Below are 24,983 nucleotides of genomic sequence, written 5' to 3' on the forward strand. Positions count from 1 at the left end.
AGCGTTGACGCGCGTGTAACAAGCTCGCCATCGAGAGTTCCTACAGTGAGCCGGTCCACCCCGTTTGTTCCAGGACAACCGGTGGTGCCCCCTTGAGCGATAGGAATTCCATTGAGCGGCAACGCTGTCCGCCTGCAGGCGATCAACAACGTCGAGGCATACGTCCCTCCGGCCATCAGCTTCGTCCCGGGCGAACTGCCGGGCGAGATCTTCGGTTCCAACGTCTTCACCAAGGCGGAGATGCAGGCCCGGCTGCCCAAGGCGGTGTACAAGTCCGTCGTGGCGACCATCGACAAGGGCGCCAAGCTGGACCCGGCCGTCGCCGACGCGGTCGCCGTCGCCATGAAGGATTGGGCGTTGGAGAAGGGCGCCACCCACTACGCGCACGTCTTCTACCCGATGACCGGGCTGACCGCCGAAAAGCACGACAGCTTCCTCGAACCCGTCTCCGACGGACAGACACTCGCCGAATTCGCCGGCAAGACGCTGATCCAGGGCGAGCCCGACGCCTCCAGCTTCCCCTCGGGCGGGCTGCGCAGCACCTTCGAGGCGCGCGGCTACACCGGCTGGGACGTGACCAGCCCGGCCTACGTGCTGGAGAATCCTAACGGCAATACCCTTTGCATCCCAACGGTTTTCGTGTCGATGACCGGCGAAGCGCTCGACTACAAGACGCCGCTGCTGCGCAGCCAGCAGGCGATGGGCGTCCACGCCGAGCGGATCCTGAAGCTGTTCGGGCACCAGGACCTGAACAAGGTGGTGTCCTTCTGCGGGCCGGAGCAGGAGTACTTCCTCGTCGACCGCCACTTCTTCCTGGCGCGGCCGGACCTGATCAACGCCGGCCGCACCATGTTCGGTGCCAGGCCGCCCAAGGGCCAGGAATTCGACGACCACTACTTCGGCTCGGTGCCCGAGCGGGTCCTCGGCTTCATGATGGACACCGAACGGGAGCTCTTCAAACTCGGCATCCCCGCCAAGACGCGGCACAACGAGGTCGCCCCGGGCCAGTTCGAGATCGCCCCGATGTTCGAGCGGGCCAACATCGCCTCCGACCACCAACAGCTGCTGATGACGGTGTTCAAGACGCTGGCCAAAAAGCACGGCATGGAATGCCTGTTCCACGAGAAGCCGTTCGCCGGCGTGAACGGCTCGGGCAAGCACGTCAACTTCTCGGTGGGTAACTCCGAGCTGGGTTCGCTGCTGGTGCCCGGCGACACCCCGCACGAGAACGCCCAATTCCTGGTGTTCTGCGCGGCGGTGATCCGCGCCGTGCACAAGTTCGCCGGACTGCTGCGCGTCTCGGTCGCATCGGCGACCAACGACCACCGACTCGGCGCCAACGAGGCGCCGCCGGCGATCATCTCGATCTTCCTCGGTGATCAGCTCGCCGACGTGTTCGAGCAGATCGCGAAGGGTGCGGCGACGTCGTCAAAGGGCAAGGGCACCATGATCATCGGTGTCGACACCCTGCCGCACCTGCCGACGGATGCGGGCGACCGCAACCGCACCAGCCCGTTCGCGTTCACCGGCAACCGGTTCGAGTTCCGGGCACCCGGTTCGGGGCAGACGGTCGCCGTCCCGATGATCGTCCTCAACACCATCATGGCCGAGTCGTTCGATTACATCGCAACCACTTTGGAGAAGGCCGTCGACGGCGGCGAGGACTTCGACGCCGCGGTGCAGAAACTCCTCACCGAGATCATCACCGATCACGGCGCGGTGGTCTTCAACGGGGACGGGTATTCGGAGAACTGGCAGATCGAGGCGGCCGAGCGCGGCCTGCCCAACCTGAAGACCACGCTGGACGCCATCCCGGAACTGATCAAGCCGGAATCGATCGAAGTGTTCGAGAAGTACGGCGTTTTCAACGAACGCGAGCTGCACAGCCGTTACGAGGTGCGCCTGGAGCAGTACGCGCTGACGATCGGGGTCGAGGCGAAGCTGACCCTCGAGATCGGGACGACGGTCATCTTGCCGGCGGCGCTGCGGTACCAGACCGAGCTGGCCTCCAACGTCGCGACGCTGAAGGCCGCCGGGGTCCAGCCGAGCATGGCCGCGCTGGAAGCGGTTTCGGCTCCGCTGGCCGACCTCACCGCCGCGCTGACATCGTTGGGGGCGGCGCTGTCGGAGCACTCGGCGGCCTCGGCGCTCGAGGAGGCCAGGCACGCCCAAGAGGAGCTGCTGCCGGCGATGGAGGCCGTGCGCGCCGCGGCCGACGCGCTGGAAGGCGTTGTGGCCGACGACCTGTGGCCATTGCCGACCTACCAGGAGATGCTCTACATCCTCTGATGGATGAGGTCACCAGCAACATGGGAGCCGCGCAGACGAAGGGCCGACGCGACGAACCGAATTTGTCAGCTCACCGGGGTGCCGAGTGTGTTGGTGGCGTCGGCGGCAGCGAGGGCCCCAGCTTTGGCCCCAGCGGGAGGTCCTGAATGCCTCCCTTGCTGTCCATAGCCGCTGTACACACATGCGTGTTCTGGTTCCAGGTTCCGTGGGCCCACAGGCAGCAAGCCGCGTGGTAGGTCTCTTCAGAGTCCTCGACATGCGGCTGGTGCATGCAGTTGTTGTACGTCGTCATGTTGAATTCGGCGCTGGCGATCGCGATGTGTCCGAACGCGTTGGCTGCGAGGGCGATCGCCCCGGCGAGTAGGGCGGCACATGAAATCCTGCGCACCCCTGCGGGACGGGCGATGACCATGGTCGAGTTACCGATGCTCATGGATATTCTCCTTCGGTGTTCGCAGGCCGGTTGGCTGCGTCCACCAGCTAGGAGCGACCAGGAACCCAAGCGGTGACACATTTCTGTCATCCTCTAGGGATCAGCCGTAGGCGTCCCACCACGTGTGCAGGTCCTCGACGGTGGCCGGGTCGCCGGAGACGTCGCTGAGCATGAGTTTCTCGTCGTTGGTCCAGACGACGTTCGGGTGGTTGTTGTACGTGCCGCAGGCGATCAACCCGGCCATCTCGTTGGGGGTCTGGTCGTAGTGCCAGCTGACGGGTGAGCGGCCCTCGCCGGGGCAGTTCACCAGGCTGACGTTTCCGATGTCGTCGGTGAAGGCCTTCTTCAGCCGGTCGGGCGTCGGGAAGAGCCCATAGGTGGCGTGGCTGGGGCCGCCGGGCTGGGTGTTCTGCCCGCAGGTCACCATCGCCACCGCGTGCACCCAGATGCTGCCCGATTCCGGGGTGGCCGGCGTGCACGTGCCGGCCAGGTAGCCGGGCGGCAGCAGGCTGATCAGCCGCGCCTGCGCGTCGTTGGGGGCGGCGCTGGACGGCGGGGGGGTTTTGCCGACGGTGGCCTTGGCGTGGCGCTGGCTGGAGGGTCTGAGCAGGAGCCACAGGCCGACGGCGCAGACCGCCACGACGAGCGCCGCTGCGGCCGCCACGATCGGCCAGCGGTTCCGACGGCGCGGTGCGGCCGGCGCGCCCGGGTGCCCGGAATCCGGCGCGGGAGCAAGGATTTCACTTTGGCGCAGGATCGTTTCGGCGCGTTCCCGCTCGGGGGCGCTGAGCGCCTTGTGGGCGGCCTCGGCCAGGGCACCGGCGGTGGGGTAGCGCTCGATCGGGTTCTTGGCCATGCCGGCGGCGATCACCGCGTCGAACGCCCGGCTCACTCCGGAGCCCTGCTCGCTCGGTTTGGGGATGGGCTGCATCATGTGGGCGCTGACCAGCATGCCGGTGCTGTCGGCGCGGTAGGGCGGGGTCCCGGTCAGGCATTCGTAGAGCACGCACGCCAGCGCGTAGACGTCGGCGCGCGGGGTCGCCTCTTCGCTGGAAAATCGTTCGGGCGCCATGTATTTCAGGGTGCCCACCGCGGTGCCCAGCTGGGTGAGTTTGTCGTCGCTCTGCGCGCTGGCGATCCCGAAGTCGACGAGGTAGGCGAAGTCGTCGGCGGTGATCAGGATGTTCTGCGGTTTGACGTCACGGTGGGTCACCCCGGCCGCATGGGCGGCGTCCAGGGCCGACGCGACCTGCCCGATGATCGCCACCGCCCGGGGCGCGGGTAGCGGCCCGTCCCGCTCGAGCAGGCTGCCCAGGTCGACGCCCTCGATGAGCCGCATCTCCAGATACAGCTGCCCGTCGATTTCGCCGTAGTCGTGGATGGGGACCACGTGGGGTTCCAGCAGCCGGCCGGTGATGCGGGCCTCGCGTTCCATCCGCTTGCGGAACACCGGGTCCTGGCTGAAGGTGTGCGACATCAGCTTCAGCGCCACCGTCCACTGCTTGACGGTGTGCTCGGCCTCGTAGACCTCACCCATCCCGCCGCGGCCGAGCAGCCGCTTGAGACGGTAGGGGCCGAACGTCGACCCCACCCGCGAGCCCTGCGCGCCGGTCAACTGCTGACTCCCGTCGAAGAGGTGAGCGCCCAGCGGTCCCACCGCAGGAAAAGTAGAACATGACCGCGCAGGCGTGGCCCGTCAAGCGCGACCGCGATCAGTGGACCGGGGGAGCGATGTCGGTGACGGTGCCGTCCGCGGCCAGCACGATGGTGCCGCTGAGGGCGCCGTCGCTGGCGTTGATCTGCAACCGCAAGCCACCGTCCTTGCGGGACTCGATCGTCAGAAAGAGTTGGTTGGCGTCGTAGATGTGCAGGGTTTGGGGCGCCTGCTGGACGACGCTGACGACCGCCTGCACGTCGAACGTGCTGAGATCACCGACCACCAGTCTCGACGCGACGGCCATCTCGGGCCCGACGCTCGTCCAATTCCCGTCGCGGAAAAGCCATGAGACCACCTTGTGGGGGTTGGCGGTGTCGGGACGTTCGACCACCGCCTGTTCCTGGTAGATGTTGAGCTGATAGCCCAACGTGTCGCCGAACTGCGCCCGCATCTGGGCCAGGAACCCGCTCACCCCGCTCAGGGTCAGCAGCCGCGGCGGCGGGGGCGCCGGCGGACTGGTGGTGGTCGCTGAGCTGCCCGCGGCGACGGACCCGGTGGTGGGGGTGGTCGAAGCCGAAGGGCCGGAAGGGTTGTCGCCCTGCAGTCCCCAGGCGATGGCGGCGGCGAGCAGCACCAGTGCAACCGTGACGGCGATCCACGCCCGGCGCCCATGGAGCCTCGACGCCGGCTGCTCGGTGGCCGGGTGGATCTGCAAGTCGGCGACCAGAGCCTGCAGCTCGCGCAGCGTGGTGGCCCGGGTGGCGGCGCTCACCCGCTCGCGGTGCTCCTCGGTCGACAGCTGACCGTCACCGAGCGCCGCGTCGAGCGCCTGACAGATGCGGTTACGGTCGTTGTCGCTCGCCCTGAGGTCGTCGCTCATCTCCCCGGCTACCCGATCAGCTTGGTCAGCCAGGTCGGGTCGGAGTAGTTCACCGACGCGGTGCCGTCCCACACGAACGGTGTGGAATTGGCGTTCAGGCCGGACAGCGTCGCATACCCGTTCGCGGACTTCGCCTTCCCCATGCCGACGTCGTCTCCCGACTTGATGCAGGTCAGCACTTCCCCGTTCGCGCCGACGTTCTTGGCCAGTTGGGCCAGTTCGCCGTCGGTGCGGTCCTCAGCGGCGTCCTCGGCGGGCTGAAAGTTGCTGGCGAACAACCCCGAATAAAAGGCCGAGTACAGCTTGGGGTCGTTTTGCGCGGCGACGCAGTACGACGCCGCCACCGCCCGGGTCGAGTAGTTCTTGCTGTGCGACTTGTCGTCGAGAAAGTCGAGCAGGTGGTAGCGCACCGCGAGCTTCTTGTTGTTCACCGCGGTCTCGATGTCGCCCGCATTGGACCGGATGAAGCTGCCGCACGGCGGGCAGATGGGTTCGTTGAAGATGTCGATCGTCATCGACGCCGCCGAACTGCCCACGAACACGCCGTCGTCGAGGACGCGCAGCGCGACGGCGTCCGGTGGTGGCGGCTGCGACGTCGGCTCGGCCGGCGACGACGAGTCCCACGGCCGGACGATGGCCAGGACCAGGCCCACGACGGCGATCAGGGCGACGCCGGTGACGCCGACCCACAGCCAGGGCTTCCGGCTCGGTCGCGGCGGTTGACCCCACGGCTGCGCCCCGACCGGCCCGGCGGTACTGGGTCCCCACGCGGGGGCGCCGCCCCAGCCCGTCGGCTGGAGCACCTGACCCCCGGGCGCCGGCGGCGCCGCCCACATCGCGCCCGAGGCGGGGGCGTGTGCCGGGGGAGCCTGGGCGATCCCGGCGGCTTGGTGGTTGGCGAATGCGGCCGGTAGCCGTGCCACCTGGCTGCGCTGCAGGATGTCGGTGGCCCGGTCCTGATCGGGTTCGGCCAGCGCCGCGTAGGCGGCCGCGGACAGGTCGCCGCAGGTGGCGTAGCGCTCCGCGGGATCCTTGGCCATGCCGCGGGCGATCACCGCGTCGAAGGCGACCGGGATGCCCGGCCGCGCGGCGCTGGGCTGCGGGATCGCCTGGTGCAGGTGGGCGCCCATCACGCTGACCTGGTCGCCGGTGTACGGCGGGGATCCCGTCAAGCACTCGTAGAGCACGCAAGCCAACGCGTAGATGTCGGCGCGATGGGTGACCTCGGCGTCGCTGAACCGCTCGGGGGCCATGTACTTGACGGTGCCCACGGTGGTGCCGAACTGGGTCAGCTTCTCGTCGGACGTGGCGCTGGCGATCCCGAAGTCGACGAGGTAGGCGAAATCGTCGCCGCTCACCAGGATGTTCTCCGGCTTGACGTCGCGATGCAGCACCCCGGCGGCGTGCGCGGCGTCGAGCGCCGAGCCGATCTGGCGCACGATGGCCACCGCCCGCGGCGGGGATAGCGGCCCGTACCGGCTCAGCATGGTGGCCAGGTCCTTGCCGTCGATCAGGCGCATGTCGACGTAGAGCTGGCCGTCGATCTCGCCGAAGTCATGAATCGGCACGACGTGCGGTTCCTGCAACCGGCCGGCTGTGCGGGCCTCCCGCTGCATGCGGGACCGGAAGACGGGGTCGTTGGACAGCGTCTGCGACATGAGTTTCAGCGCGACGACCCGCTCCCGGACCGTGTCCTCGGCCTCATAGACGTCGCCCATGCCGCCGCGGCCGACCAGCCGCCGCAGCCGATACGGACCGAACTGCGAACCCTCCCGCGAATCCGCGGTCGTGTCACCCATCCCGACTCCTCAGCCACCGACCGTGCGCAGGCATAAGGCTAAGGTTTCACCGGCCGCTGGGCACGGCGAATAGCGAAAGCCAGCTCATTCGGTGACGGGGATCAACGGAGTTCGTCGTCACCGCTGGTGCGTTCGGTCAGCCCCTCGCGGGACAGGGCGCGGACGAATCCGAAGGCCTGCATCCCGGCGGGGCCGGGGTTTTCGGTGATCCAGTCGTTGATCTTGCCCAGGGCGTTGGCCAGGTCGTCGCGCTTGACCCGGACGAGATACGTCAGTCGGTCGTCGTCCGGATCGTCGATGGATTCGGCGACGGCGACGGGATTTTTGAAGGCGTACGCGATTCCGTGCACGGCGTCATGGTTCAGCGCCCATTGAAGTTCGCTGGGCCGCAGCCGGTTCACCGCCAGGTTGCGGTAATCGTGGTCGTCTTTTGAGCTGCTCACCTGGCCGATGGTCCTCCTCTGTGCGGCTCGAGAAAGTGGACGGCGAGGAACTGAATACGATGCCGCTGAGGCGATTCGATTTCAGTGTGCAACCGGGCCTTTCCATCATAGGAAGCCGCTCCCTCGGCTGCATGTCGAGCGGTGGACCGACAACTCGGCCCCGGGTGCCACCCGCTGCGGCCTGCACGGCCGAGATCAGGAGATGAGGTGGCTGACAAGTGTCGGGTGGACCAGCAACGTGATACCCAGAAGTACCAGGATCGCCGTCGTCAGGCGCCTCAGCTGGTCGCCGAAGGGGGTCGACTTTTCCAGCCAGATCACCGCCGCGAGCGCCACCATCCATGCCAATTGCATTGTGCCGAAGGCGATCATCAACAACATGAGCAACCAGCAGGAGCCTACGCAGTAGACGCCGTACCGGCCTCCGGCGAGAAGTGCGCGGCCCGCCCCGCCGAGGCGGCCGGATCCGCCGGGCGCGGACATCGGCCATCGGCAATGCCGCAGGCATGTCGCCTTGAAGGGCGTGAGCTGATGCAGACCCGCGAGCACTGCCACCGCACCGGCGACGCGGCCGACCCACGAGCACGTGTGGACCATCGGATCCAAGCGGATTGAAGCCAGGTAGGCCGGAACGCCCACGGCGCCCCACACGCCCAGATATCCGGTGACGAACATGATCGCCGGCGCGGCCTCGTCGGCGGCGGCGTGGGCGTAGCGCCGGACGACGGGCAGGACGGGCGGCAGCATCATCGCGGCCATCATCGCCGCCCATGCGATGAGGAACGCGACCAGCGACATCGCAGACTGGGCATTCATCCGCATCGAGTCGCCTGGCATGGCCGCGGCGCCGGCTACCGACCACCACCAACCGAGACCCGCTATCGCCAGCAGGATTGCCGGCAACCAGATGTCGGTCCACGTCCACCCCCGTTGTTGGCTGCCGTCCACGACCACTCCCTTCGTTGATGCCCAGCGCAATTTGATGGGGACCCTACCCCACCCCGGGTGGGGTAGGGTACGGTGAAGGCGATTGGTCCGTACGGCACCAGGAGGGAGCAGGTCATGGGCGACGAGTTGACGGATAAGAAGCGCGCGGCGCTGAATCGGCTCAAGACGGTTCGGGGCCATCTCGACGGGATCATCCGGATGGTGGAGTCCGACGCGTACTGCGTGGATGTGATGAAGCAGATCTCCGCGGTTCAGTCCTCGCTCGAGCGCGCCAACCGGGTGATGTTGCACAACCACCTTGAGACCTGTTTTTCCGCCGCGGTGCTCGATGGCCGTGGCCCGGCCGCCATCGACGAATTGATCGATGCGGTCAAGTTCACGCCCGCATTGACGGGCCCACAGGCGCAGTTGACCGGCGCCGCGGTCGGCGAGGCTGCGGACAACGAACCGGCGACGGCGGGAAACCGGTGATGAGGACCGGATTCGTAGTGCCGGCGACGGCACCCTTGAGCCGGGCAACAACACGAAGGGATCGGTGAAAACGATGGCGGTGCATGGATTTGTGGCAAAGGCGATGCCCACGGTGGTGACCGGCGTGGTTGGGGTCGCCGCCTACGAGGCCTTGGCGAAAGCGCCGTGGCGGAAGGCGACCGTGATGGCTACCGCCTGGGGGATGCGCGTCGTCCGCGAGGCGGAGCGCAAGGCGGGCCAGAGCGCCGAGCAGGCTCGATTGACGGTCGCGGATGTGGTGGCCGAGGCGAGAGAGCGTGCCGGGCAGGAAGGCTCACCGCTGACGGTTGCGGGCTCGGGCGACGACGAATGACCACTGGTGTCCTGTGCGACGTCGACGTCGCGTTGAAGGTCGTGTCCAACGCGTTCGGGCGAATGCGGGTGCACGTCAACGGGTTTGATGTCGACCCGGTCCGGGCCGTCGCGATCGAGGAGACGGTCGCCAAGGTGGCCGGCGTGCAAGCCGTCCAAGCCTATCCGCGGACGGCGTCGGTCGTGATCTGGTATTCGCCCCAGCAGTGCGACACCGCTGCCGTGTTGTCGGCGATCGGCGACGCCGAACACGTCCCCGCGGAGTCGGTCCCCGCGCGCGCCCCGCACTCCGCCGACATCCCCAAGACAGGTGTGGTGCGCAGGATCGCCGGCGGGATCGGGCTGGCGCTTCTGGGCCTGCGCCACCGCACGTCCGAGGGTTCGGCCGATGCCGCGAATTGCGGCGGCTGCGGTTCCGCACCGGTCACCGGGGTAGCGCTGTCGCCGGACGAGCAAAGTAGGCGCGAGCGACGCACATGGCTTCGTCGGGTGTTGCTGGCCTTCCCCTTGGGTCTGGTCGCGATGGCGTCGACGATGCTCTTCGGTGCTTATCCCTGGGCCGGGTGGTTGGCGTTCGCCGCCACCGTGCCGGTGCAGTTCGTCGCCGGGTGGCCGTTCCTCAAAGGGGCGGTACAGCAGGCGCGGGCATTGACGTCCAGCATGGACACGCTGGTCGCGCTGGGCACGCTGACCGCGTTCGTCTACTCCACCGCGCAGTTGTTCGTCGGCGGCCCCCTGTTCTTCGACACCTCGGCGCTGATCATCGCGTTCGTGGTGTTGGGCCGGTATTTCGAGGCCAGGGCCCACGGCAAGGCGCGAGAGGCGATCAGCAAGCTGCTGGAGATGGGCGCCAAGGAGGCCACGCTGCTCGTCGACGGTGACGAGCGGCGCGTGCCGATCGATCAGGTCCGAGTCGGAGACCTGGTGCGAGTGCGCCCCGGCGAGAAGATTCCCGTCGACGGCGAGGTCGTCGACGGGCGCGCGGCCGTCGACGAGTCGATGTTGACCGGCGAGTCGGTTCCGGTCGAAAAGTCGGTGGGTGACCACGTTGCCGGAGCGACGGTCAACACCGATGGAGTCTTGACCGTGCGCGCCACCGCGGTCGGGGCGGATACGGCGCTGGCCCACATCGTCCGATTGGTGGAACAGGCGCAGGGTGGTAAGGCCCCGGTACAGCGGCTGGCCGACCGGGTCTCGTCCGTGTTCGTCCCGGCGGTCATCGGCGTTGCGGTCGCGACGTTTGCGGGCTGGACGCTGATCGCCGCCAACCCGGTCGCCGGTATGACCGCCGCGGTCGCGGTGCTGATCATTGCCTGTCCCTGCGCGCTTGGTCTCGCCACCCCGACGGCGATCATGGTCGGGACCGGGCGGGGCGCCGACCTCGGGATCCTGGTCAAGGGTGGCGAGGTGCTGGAAGCGTCGAAGAAGGTCGACACGGTGGTGTTCGACAAGACCGGCACCCTCACCCGGGCCCAGATGCGGGTGACCGACATCGTCGTCGGCAAGCGGCGCCAGCCCGATCCGGTGTTGCGGATCGCCGCCGCGGTCGAGTCGGGCTCCGAACACCCCATCGGCGCGGCGATTGTCGCCGCCGCGCGCGAACGGGAGCTGAAAGTTCCGGCCGCCACGGCGTTTACAAATATCGCCGGACACGGGGTGCGGGCAGAGGTCGACGGCAAGTCGGTGGTCGTGGGACGGCGCAAGCTCGTCGACGAGCAGGATCTGCAGCTGACCGGCGACCTCGCCGCGGCGGCCGCCGAGCTGGAAGGGCAGGGTCGCACCGCGGTATTCGTTGCCCAGGACGGCCACGTCGTCGGTGTGCTCGCCGTGGCCGACACGGTGAAAGACGATGCCGCCGCCGTAGTCCGACAGCTGCACGACATGGGCCTGCAGGTCGCCATGATCACCGGTGACAACGCCCGCACGGCTCATGCGATCGCCGAACAGCTCGGCATCGACCGCGTGCTGTCCGAGGTATTGCCGCAGGACAAAGTCGCCGAGGTGCGCCGGCTGCAGGACGAGGGTCGCGTGGTCGCGATGGTCGGCGACGGCGTCAACGACGCCCCCGCCCTGGTGCAAGCCGATCTCGGCATCGCGATCGGCACGGGCACCGACGTGGCCATCGAGGCCTCCGATATCACGCTGATGTCCGATCGCCTTGATGGTGTGGTGCGCTCGATCCAGCTGTCGAGGCAAACCCTGCGCACCATTTATCAGAACCTCGGGTGGGCCTTCGGGTACAACACCGCTGCTATCCCGCTTGCCGCCCTGGGCTCGCTGAATCCCGTGGTGGCTGGTGCTGCGATGGGGTTCTCCTCGGTCAGCGTGGTGACCAACTCGTTGCGGCTTCGCCGCTTCGGTCGTGAGGTTGCCCAGAAGGTAGACGATGCCGACTCGAAAACCGTTGGTATTTAAGGCGTTCGGAGAGTACTGATCCCAGGAGGTGTGCAGATGGCCGAATTCACGCGGCGGACGGCGCTCGCGGCGCTCGGCGCGACCGCGGCGGTGGGCATCGGATACGCATTGCGCGTCGCCGCCGGGCCCGCCTTGCGGATCCGCTTGACCGACTGCGGCGGCATGATGGGCGCCGGTCACGCCGACATGCGGCTCTACATGGACATGTTCAACCGGCACACGGAGATCACCCGCACAGTTGAGGAGATACCCGGCGGCGTTCGCACCACGACCGAGTCGGCGATTCCCGATCTCGCCGCGCAACTGCACGCGCACGTGTCGAGCATGTATGCGCATCTGGATCAGGGCACAGAGGTGATGTGTATGAGCCAGAGCCTGCCGACGCTGTTCCGCAATGCCGGTGGTTACCGCCGGGAGCTGACGCTTACTCCCACGGGCGTCATCGCCGAGGAAACGTCCGATGATCCCGCGCTCGCCGAGGTGATTCGTGCCCACGCCCGTGAGGTGACCGGGTTCGTGCGCGACGGCATGCCGGCGATGATGCGGGGAATGATGGGGCCCGGGTGCATGAGAGGGCCCGGCGGCATGATGGGGCCCGGGGGCATGATGGGACCGCGCTGACATCACCCGTTGGTAGCGTCCCCGTTTGATCAGCGGCGGTATCTCAAGAACAGGTAGTCGTCGCAGACCAGCGCGTGTTCGAGGCGCATCGGCACCGGTACGGGCAGGGCCGACGGCGTCAGGCGCTGACCCACCGGCTGGCCGGCGGCCAGTTTGGGGGCCACAGTCACGCAGATCTCGTCGACGACGTCGGCTTCCACCAGCTCGTCGAGCACGGTCGGCCCGCCCTCGCACAGGATGCGGTGCATACCCCCCGCGCGCAGCAGCGCGACGGCGAGCGCGACGTCCACGGATTCCTCGCCGGCCAGCAGCACCTGCCGTCGCCCGTCGTCGCCGGCGTCTCGGGCCGCCGCCGAGCGCGCGCACGTCACCAGGATCGGCGGCCGGTCGGGGTCACCGAACAGCCTCGGGGGCAGCTGGCCGCTGCGGCTGATCACCGCGATCGGGGGCGGTGCGCTTCGCCCCGGATCGACGAGCCGCACCGGGCCGTAGTTCTCGGCGCGCGCGGTCCCGGCGCCCACCAGGACGACGTCGGCGAAGCCGCGCAGGATCTTCAGGAGTTGTTGATCCACGGGACACGACAGCGGGCCCGCCCGGCCGCCGAACGCGGCGGCGCCGTCGGCGCTGAAGATCATGTTGGCCCGCACCCCTTGCGGGGGTTCGGCGTAGAACGATGCGAGTTCGGCGACGCCGGCCACGGTGCCCACCCGGGGAGCCACCGCTACGCCTCGTGGCCGGGTTCCAGGTGGCGGACGTCGCCGAAGGACACCCAGCTCTCGAGTTCTCGCGGCGGCTGGCCGTCGACCGGCGCGAGCAGATGCCCGACGTGGTCGCCCAGCGAGAACCGCTCGATCACCTCGCCGACGAACCATGCGGCGGCGTCGTCGAGGATGGGCACTCCCGCCGGGCCGCTGTGCCACGAGCACCGGTCGAACTTGTTGATCGTGTCGCCGGTTTGGCTGCCGAAGAGCTCCACGATGCCGAGGTGGTCGTGGTCGAACACGTGCACCGCCAGGTGCGTCGCGTTGCCGGCGACCCGGAACGTGTGGTTCTTCCTGGACAGGCCGACCAGGAACCGGGGCGGGTGAATGCTGGTCTGGCTGGCGAATCCGACCAGACAGCCCGCCGCGACGTCGTCGGCCCGCGTGGTCACCACGAACATCGGGTAGTTCAGCAGGCTTACCAGCTTTTCGAACGCGTCTTCTCCCCGGTCGGTCATCCGCTCAGTCTTCCCGTTCGAGGCGCGGCGGAACCCGGCGGTGCCCCTAGGCCTGGCAGCAGGGTTCGTCGGCGGGGGCTCCGAAGGTGTCGGAGTCGGCCAGGACGGTGTAGACCTCCCAGCGTTCTCCGCCCGGGCCGGTGACCCAAACCTTGTCCTGGTTGGCGAAGCAGCAGGTGGTGTCGAGTTCCTCCTCGGTCACCAGCCCCCCCTCGGCGAGGCGGGCGATTTCGGCGTGCACGGTGTCGCTCGAGGCGACTTCGACGCCCAGGTGGTTGAGGCTGCCGCCGTGGCCCGGGTTTTCGAGCAGCACCAGTTTGAGCGGGGGCTCGGCGATCGCGAAGTTGGCGTAACCGGGTTTGACCTTGGCCGGCTCCGCGTCGAACAGCTTGGAGTAGAACGCGATCGCCTCCTCGAGGTCGTCCACGTTGAGGGCGAGTTGCACACGAGACATGGTGTGTCCTTTCTTTCCGGTGCGGGCTATGGGGTTGTGGTGGGCAGGAGTTCGGCGATCAGCTCCTCGACGCGCCTGGCGATGTCGTCGCGGATGGCACGCACGGTGGCCAGGGGTTGGCCGGCGGGGTCGGGCACCTTCCAGTCGCGATAGGACACTCCGGGAAAGTAGGGGCAGGTGTCGCCGCAGCCCATGGTGATCACGACGTCGCTGGTCTGCACGTCCTCGCCGGTGAGGATCGTCGGGTTGGCGGCGGTGATGTCGATGCCCCGTTCCGCCATGGCGGCAATCGCAACGGGGTTGACCTCGTCGGCGGGTTGCGTTCCCGCGGAACGGACTTCGATGCGGCCGTCGGCCATCCTGCTCAGCAGCGCGGCGGCCATCTGTGAGCGCCCGGCGTTGTGCACGCAGACGAACAGGACGCTGGGCTTACCGGTCATCGGCGGGGGCTCCTCGTGTTGAGTCTTCGGTGAACAGCCGGGCGCGCAGCGCGAGCGACACGTAGACCAGGCCGACGAGGACGGGCACCTCGATCAGCGGGCCGACCACCCCGGCGAGCGCCTGCCCGGACGTGACGCCGTAGGTCGCGATGGCCACCGCGATGGCCAGCTCGAAGTTGTTGCCCGCGGCGGTGAACGCGAGGGTCGCGGTGCGGGCGTAGCCGAGGCGCAGCAGGAGCCCGAGGGCATATCCGCCCGCCCACATGATCGCGAAGTAGGCCAGCAGCGGGATCGCGATGCGGGCCACGTCCCACGGCCGGGAGGTGATCGCATGGCCCTGCAGGGCGAAGAGAATCACGATGGTGAACAGCAACCCGTACAGGGCCCACGGACCGACGCGGGGGAGGAACCGCGTCTCGTACCAGTCGCGGCCCCGGAATCGTTCACCCAGCCGGCGTGAGGAGTAGCCGGCCAACAGCGGAATGCCGAGAAAGATGAGCACCGCCTTGGCGATCTGCCATGGAGAGACGTGGATTCCGGTTTGGGGCAGGCCCAGCCAGCCCGGCAGCACGGACAGGTAGAACCAGCCCAGCGCGGCGAACATGACCACCTGGAACAGCGAATTCAGGGCGACGAGCACGGCGGCGGCCTCCCGGTCCCCGCAGGCCAGGTCGTTCCAGATGATGACCATGGCGATGCAGCGAGCCAGGCCGACGATGATCAGGCCGGTGCGGTACTCGGGCAGGTCGCCCAGCAGTGCCCAGGCCAACGTGAACATCACCGCGGGACCGACCACCCAGTTGAGCAACACCGAGGACACGATCAGCTTGCGGTCGGCGGTGACCTCGTCGAGCCGGTCGTAGCGGACCTTGGCCAGCACCGGATACATCATGACCAGCAGGCCAATGGCGATCGGGAGCGAAATACCTTGGACGGCAACGGCGCCCAGGGCCGAATTGAGATGTGGAAAGATCCGGCCCAGCAGCAGGCCGGCGGCCATCGCCGCGCCGATCCATACCGGCAGGAGTCGGTCCAACAGGGGGAGCCGGGTCGTCGCCGTCGCCGCGGGGGACGCCGCGGCGTGGGTTCCGGTCATGGCTTCAGCACCGACGAAAGTCGCTGCAGCGCACCCGGAATCACCCAGTAGTACACCCAGGTGCCGCGCCGCTCGCAGTCCAGCAGTCCCGCCGAGCGCAGGAGCTTGAGGTGATGGGAGATCGTTGGCTGCGAGACGTCGAAGGTCGCCGATATCTCGCAGACGCAGGCCTCACCGCCGGGGTGGCTGGCGATCAGGTTCAGCAACCTCAGTCGCACCGGGTCGCCCAGCGCTTTGAACATCGCCGCCAAGTCCGTGGCCTGTGCCTCGTCCATGGCGGCCGTCGCCAAGCCCGGGCAGCAGGCGAGCTGTTGTTTCGACATGCTTCTATATAAACACTTATCGAATCAGGGCGCCACCCCTACTTCGCCCGGATCCGCCGAATCGCGTAGGCGGCGACACCGATCGCGAGCACCACCAGGCCGGACAGCACCGACGCCGGCGGCATCGCCAGCGCCAACACGACGCAGCCGATCAACCCGATCACCGGGATCGCCGGGACCGGCCGGCCCTCGCCCGGCCGGAGGGTGACCGCCGAGGCGTTGGCGACCGCGTAGTAGATCAGCACGGCGAACGACGAAAAACCTATTGCGCCCCTGAGGTCGACGGTGGCGGCCAGCACCGCCACCACGGCGCCGATCAGCAACTCGGCGCGGTGCGGCACCCCGAACCGCGGGTGGACGGCGGTGAGCGCATGGGGCAGGTGGTGGTCGCGGGCCATGGCCAACGTGGTGCGCGAGACGCCCAGGATCAACGCCAGCAGGGAGCCGAGCGCCGCGACCGCCGCGCCCACCTGCACGACGGGGACCAGCCAGCCCGTCCCGGCCGCCCGCACCGTGTCGACCAGCGGCGCCGTCGCCTGGCCGAGGCGTTGTGGCCCCAGCACCGCGAGCGCGGCCACCGCCACCAGGGCGTAGACGGCCAGGGCGATGGCGAGGGCGACCGGTATGGCGCGCGGGATGGTGCGCGCCGGGTCGCGCACTTCCTCGCCGAGGGTGGCGATGCGCGCGTAGCCGGCGAAGGCGAAGAACAGCAGCCCGGCGGCCTGAACCACCCCACCCACGGTCGTGCCGACCGGGCGAAGCGCCTCGGCGCCGGCCGCTCCCGAGGTGAACGCGGCGACGATCACCGCGGCCAGCACGGCCAGCACGAGCGCGACGATGAGGCGGGTCAGCCATGCCGACTTCTGCACCCCGGCGTAGTTCACCGCGGTGAGCGCCACCACCGCGGCGACGGCAACCGGGTGGGCGTGCGACGGCCACGCGTACGAGCCGATGGTCAGGGCCATCGCGGCGCACGAGGCGGTCTTGCCGACGACGAAGCCCCACCCCGCCAGGTATCCCCAGAACTCACCCAGCCGCTCGCGGCCGTACACATAGGTGCCACCGGATGCGGGGTAGCGGGCGGCCAGCCGGGCGGACGAGGTGGCGTTGCAGTACGCCACCACCGCGGCGACCGCCAGGCCCAGCAGCAGTCCCGGGCCCGCGGCGCGGGCCGCGGGGCCGAGCGCGGCGAAAATCCCGGCCCCGAGCATCGAGCCCAGTCCGATCGTCACCGCGTCGAACACGCCCAGGCTTCGGCGAAGCTCACCGGTGTGGTTGTCGGCCAATGGGTCTCCTCACCGCGCACGCATCGGCAAACCTATCAAATGAGTTTGATGTATTCTCGCCGGGATGGTGGCTGGCAAGACGGCGGTTCCGTCGCTGATGCGGATGGCGTCGCATCCGGTGCGCTGGGCGCTGCTGACCGAACTCGCCGGCAGCGACCACCGGGTGCGGGAGCTGGCCGCCGCCGTGGACGAGCCGCAGAACCTGGTCTCGTATCACCTGCGGCTGCTGCGCTCGGCCGGGCTGGTCGACGCGCGGCGCAGCAGTTTCGACGGCCGCGACACCTACTACCGCCTGAGCCTGACGGGATGCGCCGGGGCATTCCGGGACGCGGCCGCCGCGCTGCATCCCGCGCTCGCGCCGCAGCCCGTCGCCACGCCCGCGGCGCGGTCGGTGCTGTTCTTGTGCACCGGCAACAGCGCGCGCTCACCCATGGCCGAGGCTCTGCTTCAGCGCCGCGGGCAGGGCCGCATTCGTGCCGCGAGCGCGGGCAGCCATCCCAAACCGCACCTGCACCCCGACGCGATACGCATCATGCGCGACAGGTACGGCATCGACCTCGCCGGGCGCCGGCCGCAACCGTTGACCGCGGTGGCCCGGCGCCGCTTCGATTGCGTGATCACCCTCTGCGACAAGGTCCGCGAGTACGCACACGACCATGGCCTGGACACGACGACGCACTGGAGCCTGCCCGACCCGTCGGCCCCGGGCGCCGGCTATCGGGAATTCGACCGGGTGGCAAGCGAATTGGAGGACCGCATCGACTTCCTGTTGCCCGCCCTCGACGCTAATCCGCGGGGGCGATGACGTGTCGCTCGATCGGCGTGACTTCTTCAAGTGGGGCGGGCTGGCGATGCTGGCCGCAACCGGAAGCGCCGGTGCCGCGACCGCCTGCGGGCGGACACCACCCGGCGGTAAGGCCGACTACACGCTGCGGATCGGCACCGGCGCAGTCGAATTGGCGCCTGGCCACGTCGCGTCGACCTTGACCTACAACGGCCAATTCCCCGGCCCGCTGCTGCGGTTCACCGAGGGCCGGCGGGCGGCGGTGGATGTCTTCAACGACACCGATTCCCCCGAGCAGCTGCACTGGCACGGCCAGCACGTCGGCGCCGACGTCGACGGCTCCGCCGAGGAGGGAACGCCCTACATCCCCGCGCACGGCATGCGGCGGATCTCCTTCGTCCCCGGCCCGGCGGGTTTCCGCTTCTACCACACCCACGTCGTGCCACGCGCCGACCTGTCCCGCGGCCAATACAGCGGCCTGGTCGGCCCGGTCTACATCGAACCCAAACAGAACTTCGGTGCCTACGACCAAGAAGTCTTTCTGACGCTCAAGGAGTTTGACCCCAGTTTCGTCCGCGGCGGCGACATGGCCGCGGACTTCCTGGCCGGCGACCCCGAGCCCGACCTCAAGGACGGGGGCGAATCGTCGATGGCGGCGTCGCTCGGCCGCGGCGACCCGCGCGGCTTCGAGGTCAGTTACGGGGCGTTCGCCGTCAACGGACGGATGCTGGGCCACGGCGACCCCATCCGGGTGCGCACCGGCCAGCGGGTGCTGCTGCACGTGCTGAACGGCAGCGCCACCGAGACCCGCAGCCTGGCGTTGCCCGGGCACACGTTCACCGTGGTCGCACTCGACGGCAACCCGGTGCCCAACCCCGCGCCGGTCCCGGTGCTGTGGCTCGGTGCGGCCGAACGTGTTTCGGCGCTGGTGTCCATGACCAACCCGGGGGTGTGGGTGCTGGGGGACGTGTCCGACGACGACCGCGGGCACGGGATGGGCGTCGTCGTGGAATACGCCGGACGCGGCGGGGATCCGCAGTGGGTGTTACCGCCGCCGTTCACGTGGGATTACCGGCTGTTCGCGCGGCCGGCGCCCGTCCCGCCGCCCGACCACACGATCGTGCTGCTGATCGAGAAGCGCAACGCCGCCGACAACGGGTTCAACGTGTGGACCTTCAACGGCACACCGTTTTCCATGGACGCCAACCGTCCGGTGCTCACCCTGGAACGCGACAGGCGCTACCGGCTGCGCTTCCGCAACGCCAGCGACGACCTGCACCCGATGCATCTACACCGGCACACGTTCGAAATCACCCAATTCGCCGGCGCGCCAACGGCCGGCGTGCGCAAGGACGTCGCGATGCTGGGCGGCTACCAGAGCATGGACGTCGACTTCGTCGCCGATCAGCCCGGCCTGTCGCTGCTGCATTGCCACCAGCAGATCCACATGGATTACGGCCTGATGCTGCTGCTCAACACCGGATGACCCCGGCGACCGCTCACCCCAGCGGATTGTTCTCCCGCACACCGCGATACATGCCCCACCGCACGATCCACGGCATCACCACGCGCTCGACCGACCACGACGGGAACCGGAACGCGTGCCCGGTGGGCAGAAAGACCTCCAGCCCGTCGGGCTGGATGCCCACCAGCGAACCCCACCGCCGCGTCGGTGCCCGGTAGGCCCCCAGCCGCCCGCCGCTGAGCTCGGCGCGGACGTTGCGGGCCACCAGCGCGTCCCCGCGGTTGCGGGCCGAGCTGCGCAGGGGATCGGTCGCCGCCACGTCGCCGACCGCGAAGACGCCCCGGTGGCCCGGCACCCGCAGCTCCGGAGTCACGCGGACGAACCCACGCTCGTCGAGTAGCTCCCGGGGCAGCCAATCGGTATTGGGCCGCACCCGCCCGATCGCCCACAACACCGCGTCGGCGCACGCCGGGGGCTGCCCCGTGCTCCAGCGCACCGGTTCGCCGGTGATCTCGTCGCCCGTGAACCCGTCGGGCAGCACGGCGCGGTGGCCCGGATGAATGCCCACGCCCAGGCCGCTGAGCCGCCCGCGGATGCGGCTCCAGATCCGCGGGTGGTGCCCCTGCAGCGCCGATCGCCCCGGGAAGTACAGGTCGATCCGCTTGGCCGGCCAGGTGGTGGCCATGTTCAGCGCGCTGCTCACCGCCGCCGCTCCGCCGCCCACGACGATGATCGAGCCGGCGGCGGCCAGCCGGTCATGCGCGGCCCGCAGCTCCGCGCCCACCTCGGCGGCCGACTGCAGGGTCGGGCGGCGCCAGAAGCCGTTGCTCACCCCCGTCGAGATGATCAGCGCGTCGTACTCCTCGGCGAGCGTCGCGCCGTCGGCGTGTTTGCCCAGGACCGTGCGGGCGGCCAGGTCCACGCCGGTCAGCTCGGCCTGCACCGTGCGCACGCGGTCCAGGCGGCGGAACCTGTCGAACGGAATCCAGTAGTCGCGGGCCCAATCGTCCGGGCGGGACAGCCGAACGCCCAGTTCCTGACCGCTGACCAGCGCGGGCTTGGCGGAGATGCCGACGACGTCGGCGTGCCCGGACAGCCGGATCGCGGCCAACACACCCGCGTCTCCGAGTCCGGCAATGACGACACGCTTGCGGTTCATGCCGTTATCCTGCCTGGGACCAAGTTCGGGCCCGCCCACCGCTCGACCGATTGCCAGGAGAACGTCACTTGACCACGCCGCCCGCGGGCGGTCGCGCCGAACGCATGACCGATCCGCTGGAGTCGACGCACCCACACGTGCGCGCCGCGCTGCGCGCCGCCGTGCGCGCCTCGGCCCCCCGCCCCGCCGCCGCGCGCCGGGCCGCCGCGGACTTCGAGAAGCCGGACCTGTGGGCGGCGGTGCTCGCGGAGATCCGGTGGGCGTTCACCCCGCCGCGCAACTGGTTGACGGGCGTGGTCGTCAACGTGGTGTTCGCTGCGGCGTGGCTGCTGGTGCAGCCGCTCACCATCGGCCTCCACCGCAGCGACTGGGTGATCCTGGTCGGCACCTACTTCTCGTCATGGGTGCTGGCCGACGTCACCACCACCAACCTGCTCGGCGCCGATCAATACCGCGTTCGCAAGGCCTTGTCCGACGGCGTCCCGCTCTGGCGGATCCTGCTGATCAAAAACCTTGCCCTGCTCGCGATCGTCGGGCTGCCCACCCTGGTGGCGGCGGTGGTGTTGACGCTGTGCCTGGAAACGCCAGGGCGGCTGGGGATCACGGTCCCGACCGTGGCGGTGCCCATCATGTCCTGGCTGGGGGTGGGCAACCTCGCCTCGGTGCTGCACCCGGTCGGTGCCGAACCGCTGATTCGGCGGTGGCGCCAGCGCGGCGACCGGCGCCGCACGGCCGGCTGGCTTGCGGTCATGACCATGCCGTACGCGCTGTACTACATCGCCGACCCGATGAACGGGGTCGAGCACAAGGTGATCTGGACCAAGGTGCCCGCGTGGATCTGGCCGGTGTTCGGGCGCGATTCCAAGAGCTTCATGCACCTGGGCATCGCGACGGCGATCTGGATCGCCGGCACGGTCGCCGCGCTGGTGTGGGTGCGCAAGCGCGGGTTGACGATCAAGTGATCGGTTACGGCACTTTGGGTTTGATCTCCTCGATCACCCATTGCGCGTAGTCGAGGTATTCGTCGACGCCACCGACGGCGGGGATGGGTACGGCGCTAACCGTCACGCCCTGCTCGGCGAGCCAGCCCAACCGGTCGACGATCTCGTCGGCGCTCATGCCGGGCCGTCCGTTCGGATCGTCACGGGCGACGTGCCCGTCGCCGACCCGGTTGGTGCTCAGCCCGTGCATCACCTCGAACGGCCGGCCGTCATAGGACGGCTGCGACTTGATGTAGTCCAGTTTTTCGGCGATCCGCTCGGGCGGTGTCAGAAACGGCCACCAGCCGGACGCGAACGTGGCGGTCCTGCGCAGCGCCGCATCGGCGTCGCCGCCGATCCAAATCGGAAGGTGGGGCTTTTGAACCGGTTTCGGTTCGAACGCGATGTCGTCGAACGACACGTAGCGGCCCTCGAATCGCGGTGCGTCACTGGTCCACAGCTCCACGATGGCCGCCAGGTATTCGTCGGCGATCCGGCCCCGCTCACCGAAGGGCACCCCGAGGAGTTCGAATTCCCGAGCCAGCCAGCCGACCCCGAATGTGACCATCATCCGGCCTCCGCTCATCCAGTCCGCGGTGGCCAGCGCCTTGGCCAGGGCGATCGGCTGGTGCAACGGCAGGATGGTGACGCAGGAATTGACGGCGACCCGTTCGGTGGCACCGGCGATGTAGGCCTGGGCGGCCGTCGAGTGCAGGTAGTGGGGCCCGGACAGCTCGACGTGCTCGGTGGGGATGACGAGATGCTCGGGGACGGCGATCATGTCGTAGCCCCACCGGTCGGCGCATCTGACCATGCGGGTCTGGTCGGGTCCTGTGACCGCCGCTTCCCAGGGCTGTGTGATCGCAGGCAGGCGCAGCATGTGGGGAAGGGGGAAGGCGAATTTCATCTTGGGTTTCCTCCAAAGCCATCACGCGGGTCCGCGGACCGGCAGTCTCCTTGCGACCATCGCCCACAACAACTGCATCCCGCCTAGCGGTCCGCGTCAACAGATCCTCGTCCCTGGTTGTTAACCTTGCGCCGTGGACTCCGAACCGGACCCTACCGGCGAAAACAGGTCGAAGGCGGCGCTTGCCGCTACGAGTTGGGCGCTGCTGGGCATGATGTCCTATGAGGAGGAGGTCTCCGGCTACGACCTGAAAAAGTGGATCGACTGGAGCGTCGATCTCTACTACTGGAGTCCGTCGTACAGCCAGATCTACACCGAGCTGAAGAAGCTCGAGGGGCTGGGCCTGGTGACCTCACGCGTTGAGCGCGACGAGGGTACGCGCACCCGCCGGCTCTATAGGATCACGCCAGCCGGGATGGCCGCCGTCACCGACTGGACAAACAACGCCCCGGTGGACCCCCCGGTGCTCAAGCACAGCGTCCTGCTGCGGGTGACGTTTGGTCACCTCAGTAACCCGGCCCGGCTCAAGGAGCTGCTGGCCGAACACGTCGCCTACGCCGAAGCCAGGCACCGCAAAGCGGTCGAGGACGCCGACGGCGCCGAGGCCCAACCCGCATGGGCGTATTCGGTGATCGCGCTGCGCTGGGCCGCCAAGTATTACGCCGCGGAGCGCGAATTCGCGCTCGAACTGATGAAGGACATCGACGAGGCGGACGCCGTTCTGAAGAAGGCGGCCAAGGGGGGCTTCGGTCAGCCGCGCCCGATGCCCGGCTACTGGCGTGAGGTCGAGAAGCAGGTCGAGGCCAAACGCAAAGCGGACTAGCCCTTCGCGTCGGGCGCCGCCGCATCGCGGGCCGCGATGTAGCCGTACACCAGGCCCTGCGCGATCGTCGCCCCCGCGCCCGGGTACGTCGTGCCGAACGCGTTGGCGGCGGTGTTGCCGATTGCATAAAGTCCGGCGATCACGCTGCCATCCTCGCGGAGCACCCGTGCGCGCTCGTCGGCCTTCAGCCCGCCGCACGTGCCGAGGTCGCTGAGCACCATCTTCACGGCGTAGAACGGGCCCTTGGCCAACGGGCGCAGATTGGGGTTCGGCTTGATCGTCGGGTCCCCGTAATAGCGGTCGTAGGCGCTGCGCCCTCGGCCGAAGTCGGGATCCTCACCGGCAGCGGCGTTTTGGTTGAAGTGAGTCATCGTCTCGCAGAATTCCGGAACCGGAACGTTCATTCGGGCACCCAGCTCGCCTAGGTTGTCCGCCCGCACCGCGATGCCCGCGTCGTACCAGGCTTGGGGGATGCGCATGCGCGGGAACAGTTCGGCGCCAAAGACATAGCTGTTGCGGTACTGCTGGTCGAAGACGATCCACATCGCCTCCACCGGGCTGCCCGACCGCTCCAGCTCCAGCAATCGCTGGCCGAAGGACATGTAATCTGCGGACTCGTTCGAGAATCGGTGGCCGTATTGGTCGACGATGAGACTTCCAGGCAGTGAACGTTCGGCCAGCATTACCGCCGGCGCCTTGCCCGGCAGGGGCGCGATGGCGGGAAACCACCAGGCTTGAGCCATCAAGGCGATATCGGCGCCGAATTCCTGCCCCGCACGAATGCCGTCGCCCGTATTGGATTTGGCACCCAGGCTCAGATTGGCGCCCAGCGACTCGGACTGAAACTTCCACCTCATGTCCATGCTGTGCTCGAAACCACCGGTTGCCAGTACCACTCCGCGCCGGGCGGTGATCGTCACCTCGTGCCCGTCATGGTCGACGACCGCGCCAGTCACCCGCTCCCCGTCGCCTTCCAGGCGCACGAGCGGGCTGTCGGTCCACACCGGGACACCCGCGCGCAGCACCCCCGCGAACAGCCCGGCCATCAGACCCTGGCCGCCCGCGGCGTAGCGCCGACCGATCATCCTCCCGCCGAACCCCTGCGCCACCCGCTTGCCGAACGTCGGAATGCCCTTGCTCGGCACCCGGGCCACGAGGTTCATCCACCGGTAGTCGGCTCCCGTCGTCGGTATCGAGACGCCGGCCTCGAGCACGCCGGGCCGCAACCGGGTGCGGTACCGGCCGAGGATCGATGTGTCAAACGGGTGGCATTCGCACGTCCGGCCTGCCGCGCTGCCACCCGGCTCCTCGGGGTGGTAGTCGGAGTAGTCGCGGGCCCAGAACAGCCGCAGCGGGGTCGTTCGGCGCAGCATGTCGACCGTCGCCGGGACATGAGCCACGAATTCGGCCGATCGCTGCGGCGGGGCCGAACCCGCCACTACCGAGTCCAAATACGCGGCGGCGCGTTCGGGGGAGTCCTCGGCGCCGGCATCTCGCAGCACGGGACTGTCGGGTAGCCACAACGCGCCGCCCGACCGGGCTGTCGACCCGCCCACGTACGACGACTTCTCCACGATCAGCACCGACAGCCCGAGTTCGCGGGCGGCCAGCGCCGCGGCCATGCCGGTCCCGGACCCGACCACCAACAGGTCGACCGTCGTATCGGCCACGGGAAGCCCGGCGGGGATCGTCGTGCTCTGGGGGTTCACGCGCAAAACCGTATGCCGAGGCCGCCCGGCA

Annotated in this window: 23 protein-coding genes and 1 pseudogene; 9 read left to right on the forward strand and 15 right to left on the reverse strand. The window is 68.7% G+C overall.

Features of this window, described 5'->3' with window-relative positions; translation table 11 throughout:
• The first annotated feature begins 111 nt into the window (after positions 1-111).
• Complete coding sequence (locus tag G6N37_RS06080; RefSeq protein WP_163677336.1) at positions 112-2,289, forward strand: glutamine synthetase III family protein; 2,178 nt, start codon at positions 112-114, stop codon at positions 2,287-2,289.
• A 70-nt stretch (positions 2,290-2,359) separates the two neighbouring features.
• Here the strand turns inward: G6N37_RS06080 and G6N37_RS06085 are convergent, their stop codons facing one another.
• The 6 genes from G6N37_RS06085 to G6N37_RS06110 all read right to left on the reverse strand — a co-directional run bounded on the left by G6N37_RS06085 (position 2,360) and on the right by G6N37_RS06110 (position 8,449).
• On the reverse strand, positions 2,360-2,722 hold the full coding sequence (locus G6N37_RS06085) for a hypothetical protein (RefSeq protein ID WP_163677339.1): 363 nt from the start codon (positions 2,720-2,722) through the stop codon (positions 2,360-2,362).
• A gap of 100 nt (positions 2,723-2,822) precedes the next feature.
• Positions 2,823-4,337, reverse strand: coding sequence for a serine/threonine-protein kinase (locus tag G6N37_RS06090; protein WP_163684679.1), 1,515 nt, complete (start codon positions 4,335-4,337; stop codon positions 2,823-2,825).
• A gap of 97 nt (positions 4,338-4,434) precedes the next feature.
• A complete protein-coding gene (locus G6N37_RS06095; protein ID WP_163677342.1) occupies positions 4,435-5,259 on the reverse strand; it encodes a DUF1707 SHOCT-like domain-containing protein in 825 nt (274 codons plus the stop codon).
• A gap of 8 nt (positions 5,260-5,267) precedes the next feature.
• Positions 5,268-7,058, reverse strand: coding sequence for a serine/threonine protein kinase PknE (locus tag G6N37_RS06100; RefSeq protein ID WP_163677345.1), 1,791 nt, complete (start codon positions 7,056-7,058; stop codon positions 5,268-5,270).
• A 101-nt stretch (positions 7,059-7,159) separates the two neighbouring features.
• A complete protein-coding gene (locus tag G6N37_RS06105) occupies positions 7,160-7,501 on the reverse strand; it encodes a hypothetical protein (RefSeq protein ID WP_163677383.1) in 342 nt (113 codons plus the stop codon).
• A gap of 195 nt (positions 7,502-7,696) precedes the next feature.
• On the reverse strand, positions 7,697-8,449 hold the full coding sequence (locus G6N37_RS06110) for a DUF2182 domain-containing protein (protein ID WP_163677386.1): 753 nt from the start codon (positions 8,447-8,449) through the stop codon (positions 7,697-7,699).
• A 114-nt stretch (positions 8,450-8,563) separates the two neighbouring features.
• On the opposite strand from G6N37_RS06110, the gene csoR reads away from it, so the two are divergent.
• The 4 genes from csoR to G6N37_RS06130 all read left to right on the forward strand — a co-directional run bounded on the left by csoR (position 8,564) and on the right by G6N37_RS06130 (position 12,307).
• Positions 8,564-8,920, forward strand: a complete 357-nt coding sequence (gene csoR, locus G6N37_RS06115; RefSeq protein ID WP_163677389.1) for a copper-sensing transcriptional repressor CsoR — start codon at positions 8,564-8,566, stop codon at positions 8,918-8,920.
• A 73-nt stretch (positions 8,921-8,993) separates the two neighbouring features.
• A complete protein-coding gene (locus G6N37_RS06120; protein ID WP_163684681.1) occupies positions 8,994-9,272 on the forward strand; it encodes a DUF1490 family protein in 279 nt (92 codons plus the stop codon).
• A gap of 62 nt (positions 9,273-9,334) precedes the next feature.
• The gene (locus G6N37_RS06125) at positions 9,335-11,686 is read left to right on the forward strand and encodes a copper-translocating P-type ATPase (protein ID WP_163684683.1); all 2,352 of its coding nucleotides are present in this window, start codon (positions 9,335-9,337) and stop codon (positions 11,684-11,686) included.
• 36 nt (positions 11,687-11,722) lie between these two features.
• Entirely contained in the window at positions 11,723-12,307 is a 585-nt protein-coding gene (locus G6N37_RS06130) for a hypothetical protein (RefSeq protein WP_163677393.1), read from the forward strand.
• Between the two features lie 29 nt (positions 12,308-12,336).
• On the opposite strand, the gene G6N37_RS06135 is transcribed toward G6N37_RS06130, so the two are convergent.
• The 6 genes and pseudogenes from G6N37_RS06135 to G6N37_RS06165 form a co-directional block, all read right to left on the reverse strand.
• The gene (locus G6N37_RS06135; protein WP_232075314.1) at positions 12,337-13,026 is read right to left on the reverse strand and encodes a pyrimidine reductase family protein; all 690 of its coding nucleotides are present in this window, start codon (positions 13,024-13,026) and stop codon (positions 12,337-12,339) included.
• A 2-nt stretch (positions 13,027-13,028) separates the two neighbouring features.
• The gene (locus G6N37_RS06140; RefSeq protein ID WP_163677396.1) at positions 13,029-13,526 is read right to left on the reverse strand and encodes a flavin reductase family protein; all 498 of its coding nucleotides are present in this window, start codon (positions 13,524-13,526) and stop codon (positions 13,029-13,031) included.
• Between the two features lie 46 nt (positions 13,527-13,572).
• On the reverse strand, positions 13,573-13,980 hold the full coding sequence (locus G6N37_RS06145) for an ArsI/CadI family heavy metal resistance metalloenzyme (protein WP_163677400.1): 408 nt from the start codon (positions 13,978-13,980) through the stop codon (positions 13,573-13,575).
• A gap of 26 nt (positions 13,981-14,006) precedes the next feature.
• Positions 14,007-15,516: pseudogene (gene arsB, locus G6N37_RS06155) on the reverse strand (ACR3 family arsenite efflux transporter).
• Complete coding sequence (locus tag G6N37_RS06160; protein WP_163677410.1) at positions 15,513-15,839, reverse strand: ArsR/SmtB family transcription factor; 327 nt, start codon at positions 15,837-15,839, stop codon at positions 15,513-15,515. The pseudogene arsB and the gene G6N37_RS06160 overlap by 4 nt, the downstream one beginning before the upstream one ends.
• A 38-nt stretch (positions 15,840-15,877) precedes the next feature.
• Entirely contained in the window at positions 15,878-17,125 is a 1,248-nt protein-coding gene (locus G6N37_RS06165; protein WP_264065457.1) for an APC family permease, read from the reverse strand.
• Positions 17,126-17,189: 64 nt separating this feature from the next.
• Between G6N37_RS06165 and G6N37_RS06170 the strand changes: the two genes are divergently transcribed.
• Together G6N37_RS06170 and G6N37_RS06175 are read left to right on the forward strand one after the other, a co-directional pair.
• Positions 17,190-17,930, forward strand: coding sequence for an arsenate reductase/protein-tyrosine-phosphatase family protein (locus G6N37_RS06170; RefSeq protein WP_197745728.1), 741 nt, complete (start codon positions 17,190-17,192; stop codon positions 17,928-17,930).
• Between the two features lie 46 nt (positions 17,931-17,976).
• A complete protein-coding gene (locus G6N37_RS06175) occupies positions 17,977-19,395 on the forward strand; it encodes a multicopper oxidase family protein (RefSeq protein ID WP_163684691.1) in 1,419 nt (472 codons plus the stop codon).
• Between the two features lie 13 nt (positions 19,396-19,408).
• Here G6N37_RS06175 and G6N37_RS06180 read toward each other — a convergent pair whose 3' ends face one another.
• Positions 19,409-20,533 carry an FAD-dependent oxidoreductase gene (locus tag G6N37_RS06180; RefSeq protein WP_163677413.1) on the reverse strand — a complete coding sequence of 375 codons (1,125 nt, stop codon included), beginning with the start codon at positions 20,531-20,533 and terminating at the stop codon, positions 19,409-19,411.
• A gap of 104 nt (positions 20,534-20,637) precedes the next feature.
• Here G6N37_RS06180 and G6N37_RS06185 point away from each other — a divergent pair, with 104 nt between their 5' ends.
• Entirely contained in the window at positions 20,638-21,495 is an 858-nt protein-coding gene (locus G6N37_RS06185; RefSeq protein ID WP_174813914.1) for a hypothetical protein, read from the forward strand.
• Between the two features lie 4 nt (positions 21,496-21,499).
• Here the strand turns inward: G6N37_RS06185 and G6N37_RS06190 are convergent, their stop codons facing one another.
• On the reverse strand, positions 21,500-22,420 hold the full coding sequence (locus tag G6N37_RS06190) for a TIGR03619 family F420-dependent LLM class oxidoreductase (protein WP_163677416.1): 921 nt from the start codon (positions 22,418-22,420) through the stop codon (positions 21,500-21,502).
• 133 nt (positions 22,421-22,553) lie between these two features.
• Between G6N37_RS06190 and G6N37_RS06195 the strand changes: the two genes are divergently transcribed.
• A complete protein-coding gene (locus G6N37_RS06195) occupies positions 22,554-23,243 on the forward strand; it encodes a PadR family transcriptional regulator (protein ID WP_163677419.1) in 690 nt (229 codons plus the stop codon).
• Here G6N37_RS06195 and G6N37_RS06200 read toward each other — a convergent pair.
• Positions 23,240-24,952, reverse strand: a complete 1,713-nt coding sequence (locus G6N37_RS06200) for a 3-ketosteroid-delta-1-dehydrogenase (RefSeq protein WP_163677434.1) — start codon at positions 24,950-24,952, stop codon at positions 23,240-23,242. The genes G6N37_RS06195 and G6N37_RS06200 overlap by 4 nt on opposite strands.
• Positions 24,953-24,983: the final 31 nt, after the last annotated feature.

Source organism: Mycobacterium seoulense, from assembly GCF_010731595.1.
Lineage (GTDB): Bacteria > Actinomycetota > Actinomycetes > Mycobacteriales > Mycobacteriaceae > Mycobacterium > Mycobacterium seoulense.

Bases quoted from the DNA above. Each gene is read 5' to 3' on its own strand.
- G6N37_RS06085 (WP_163677339.1), bottom strand. From the start codon at position 2,722: ATGAGCATCGGTAACTCGACCATGGTCATCGCCCGTCCCGCAGGGGTG.
- G6N37_RS06095 (WP_163677342.1), bottom strand. From the start codon at position 5,259: ATGAGCGACGACCTCAGGGCGAGCGACAACGACCGTAACCGCATCTGT.
- G6N37_RS06100 (WP_163677345.1), bottom strand. From the start codon at position 7,058: ATGGGTGACACGACCGCGGATTCGCGGGAGGGTTCGCAGTTCGGTCCG.
- csoR (WP_163677389.1), top strand. From the start codon at position 8,564: ATGGGCGACGAGTTGACGGATAAGAAGCGCGCGGCGCTGAATCGGCTC.
- G6N37_RS06120 (WP_163684681.1), top strand. From the start codon at position 8,994: ATGGCGGTGCATGGATTTGTGGCAAAGGCGATGCCCACGGTGGTGACC.
- G6N37_RS06125 (WP_163684683.1), top strand. From the start codon at position 9,335: ATGCGGGTGCACGTCAACGGGTTTGATGTCGACCCGGTCCGGGCCGTC.
- G6N37_RS06130 (WP_163677393.1), top strand. From the start codon at position 11,723: ATGGCCGAATTCACGCGGCGGACGGCGCTCGCGGCGCTCGGCGCGACC.
- G6N37_RS06140 (WP_163677396.1), bottom strand. From the start codon at position 13,526: ATGACCGACCGGGGAGAAGACGCGTTCGAAAAGCTGGTAAGCCTGCTG.
- G6N37_RS06145 (WP_163677400.1), bottom strand. From the start codon at position 13,980: ATGTCTCGTGTGCAACTCGCCCTCAACGTGGACGACCTCGAGGAGGCG.
- G6N37_RS06160 (WP_163677410.1), bottom strand. From the start codon at position 15,839: ATGTCGAAACAACAGCTCGCCTGCTGCCCGGGCTTGGCGACGGCCGCC.
- G6N37_RS06170 (WP_197745728.1), top strand. From the start codon at position 17,190: ATGGTGGCTGGCAAGACGGCGGTTCCGTCGCTGATGCGGATGGCGTCG.
- G6N37_RS06175 (WP_163684691.1), top strand. From the start codon at position 17,977: ATGCTGGCCGCAACCGGAAGCGCCGGTGCCGCGACCGCCTGCGGGCGG.
- G6N37_RS06180 (WP_163677413.1), bottom strand. From the start codon at position 20,533: ATGAACCGCAAGCGTGTCGTCATTGCCGGACTCGGAGACGCGGGTGTG.
- G6N37_RS06185 (WP_174813914.1), top strand. From the start codon at position 20,638: ATGACCGATCCGCTGGAGTCGACGCACCCACACGTGCGCGCCGCGCTG.
- G6N37_RS06190 (WP_163677416.1), bottom strand. From the start codon at position 22,420: ATGAAATTCGCCTTCCCCCTTCCCCACATGCTGCGCCTGCCTGCGATC.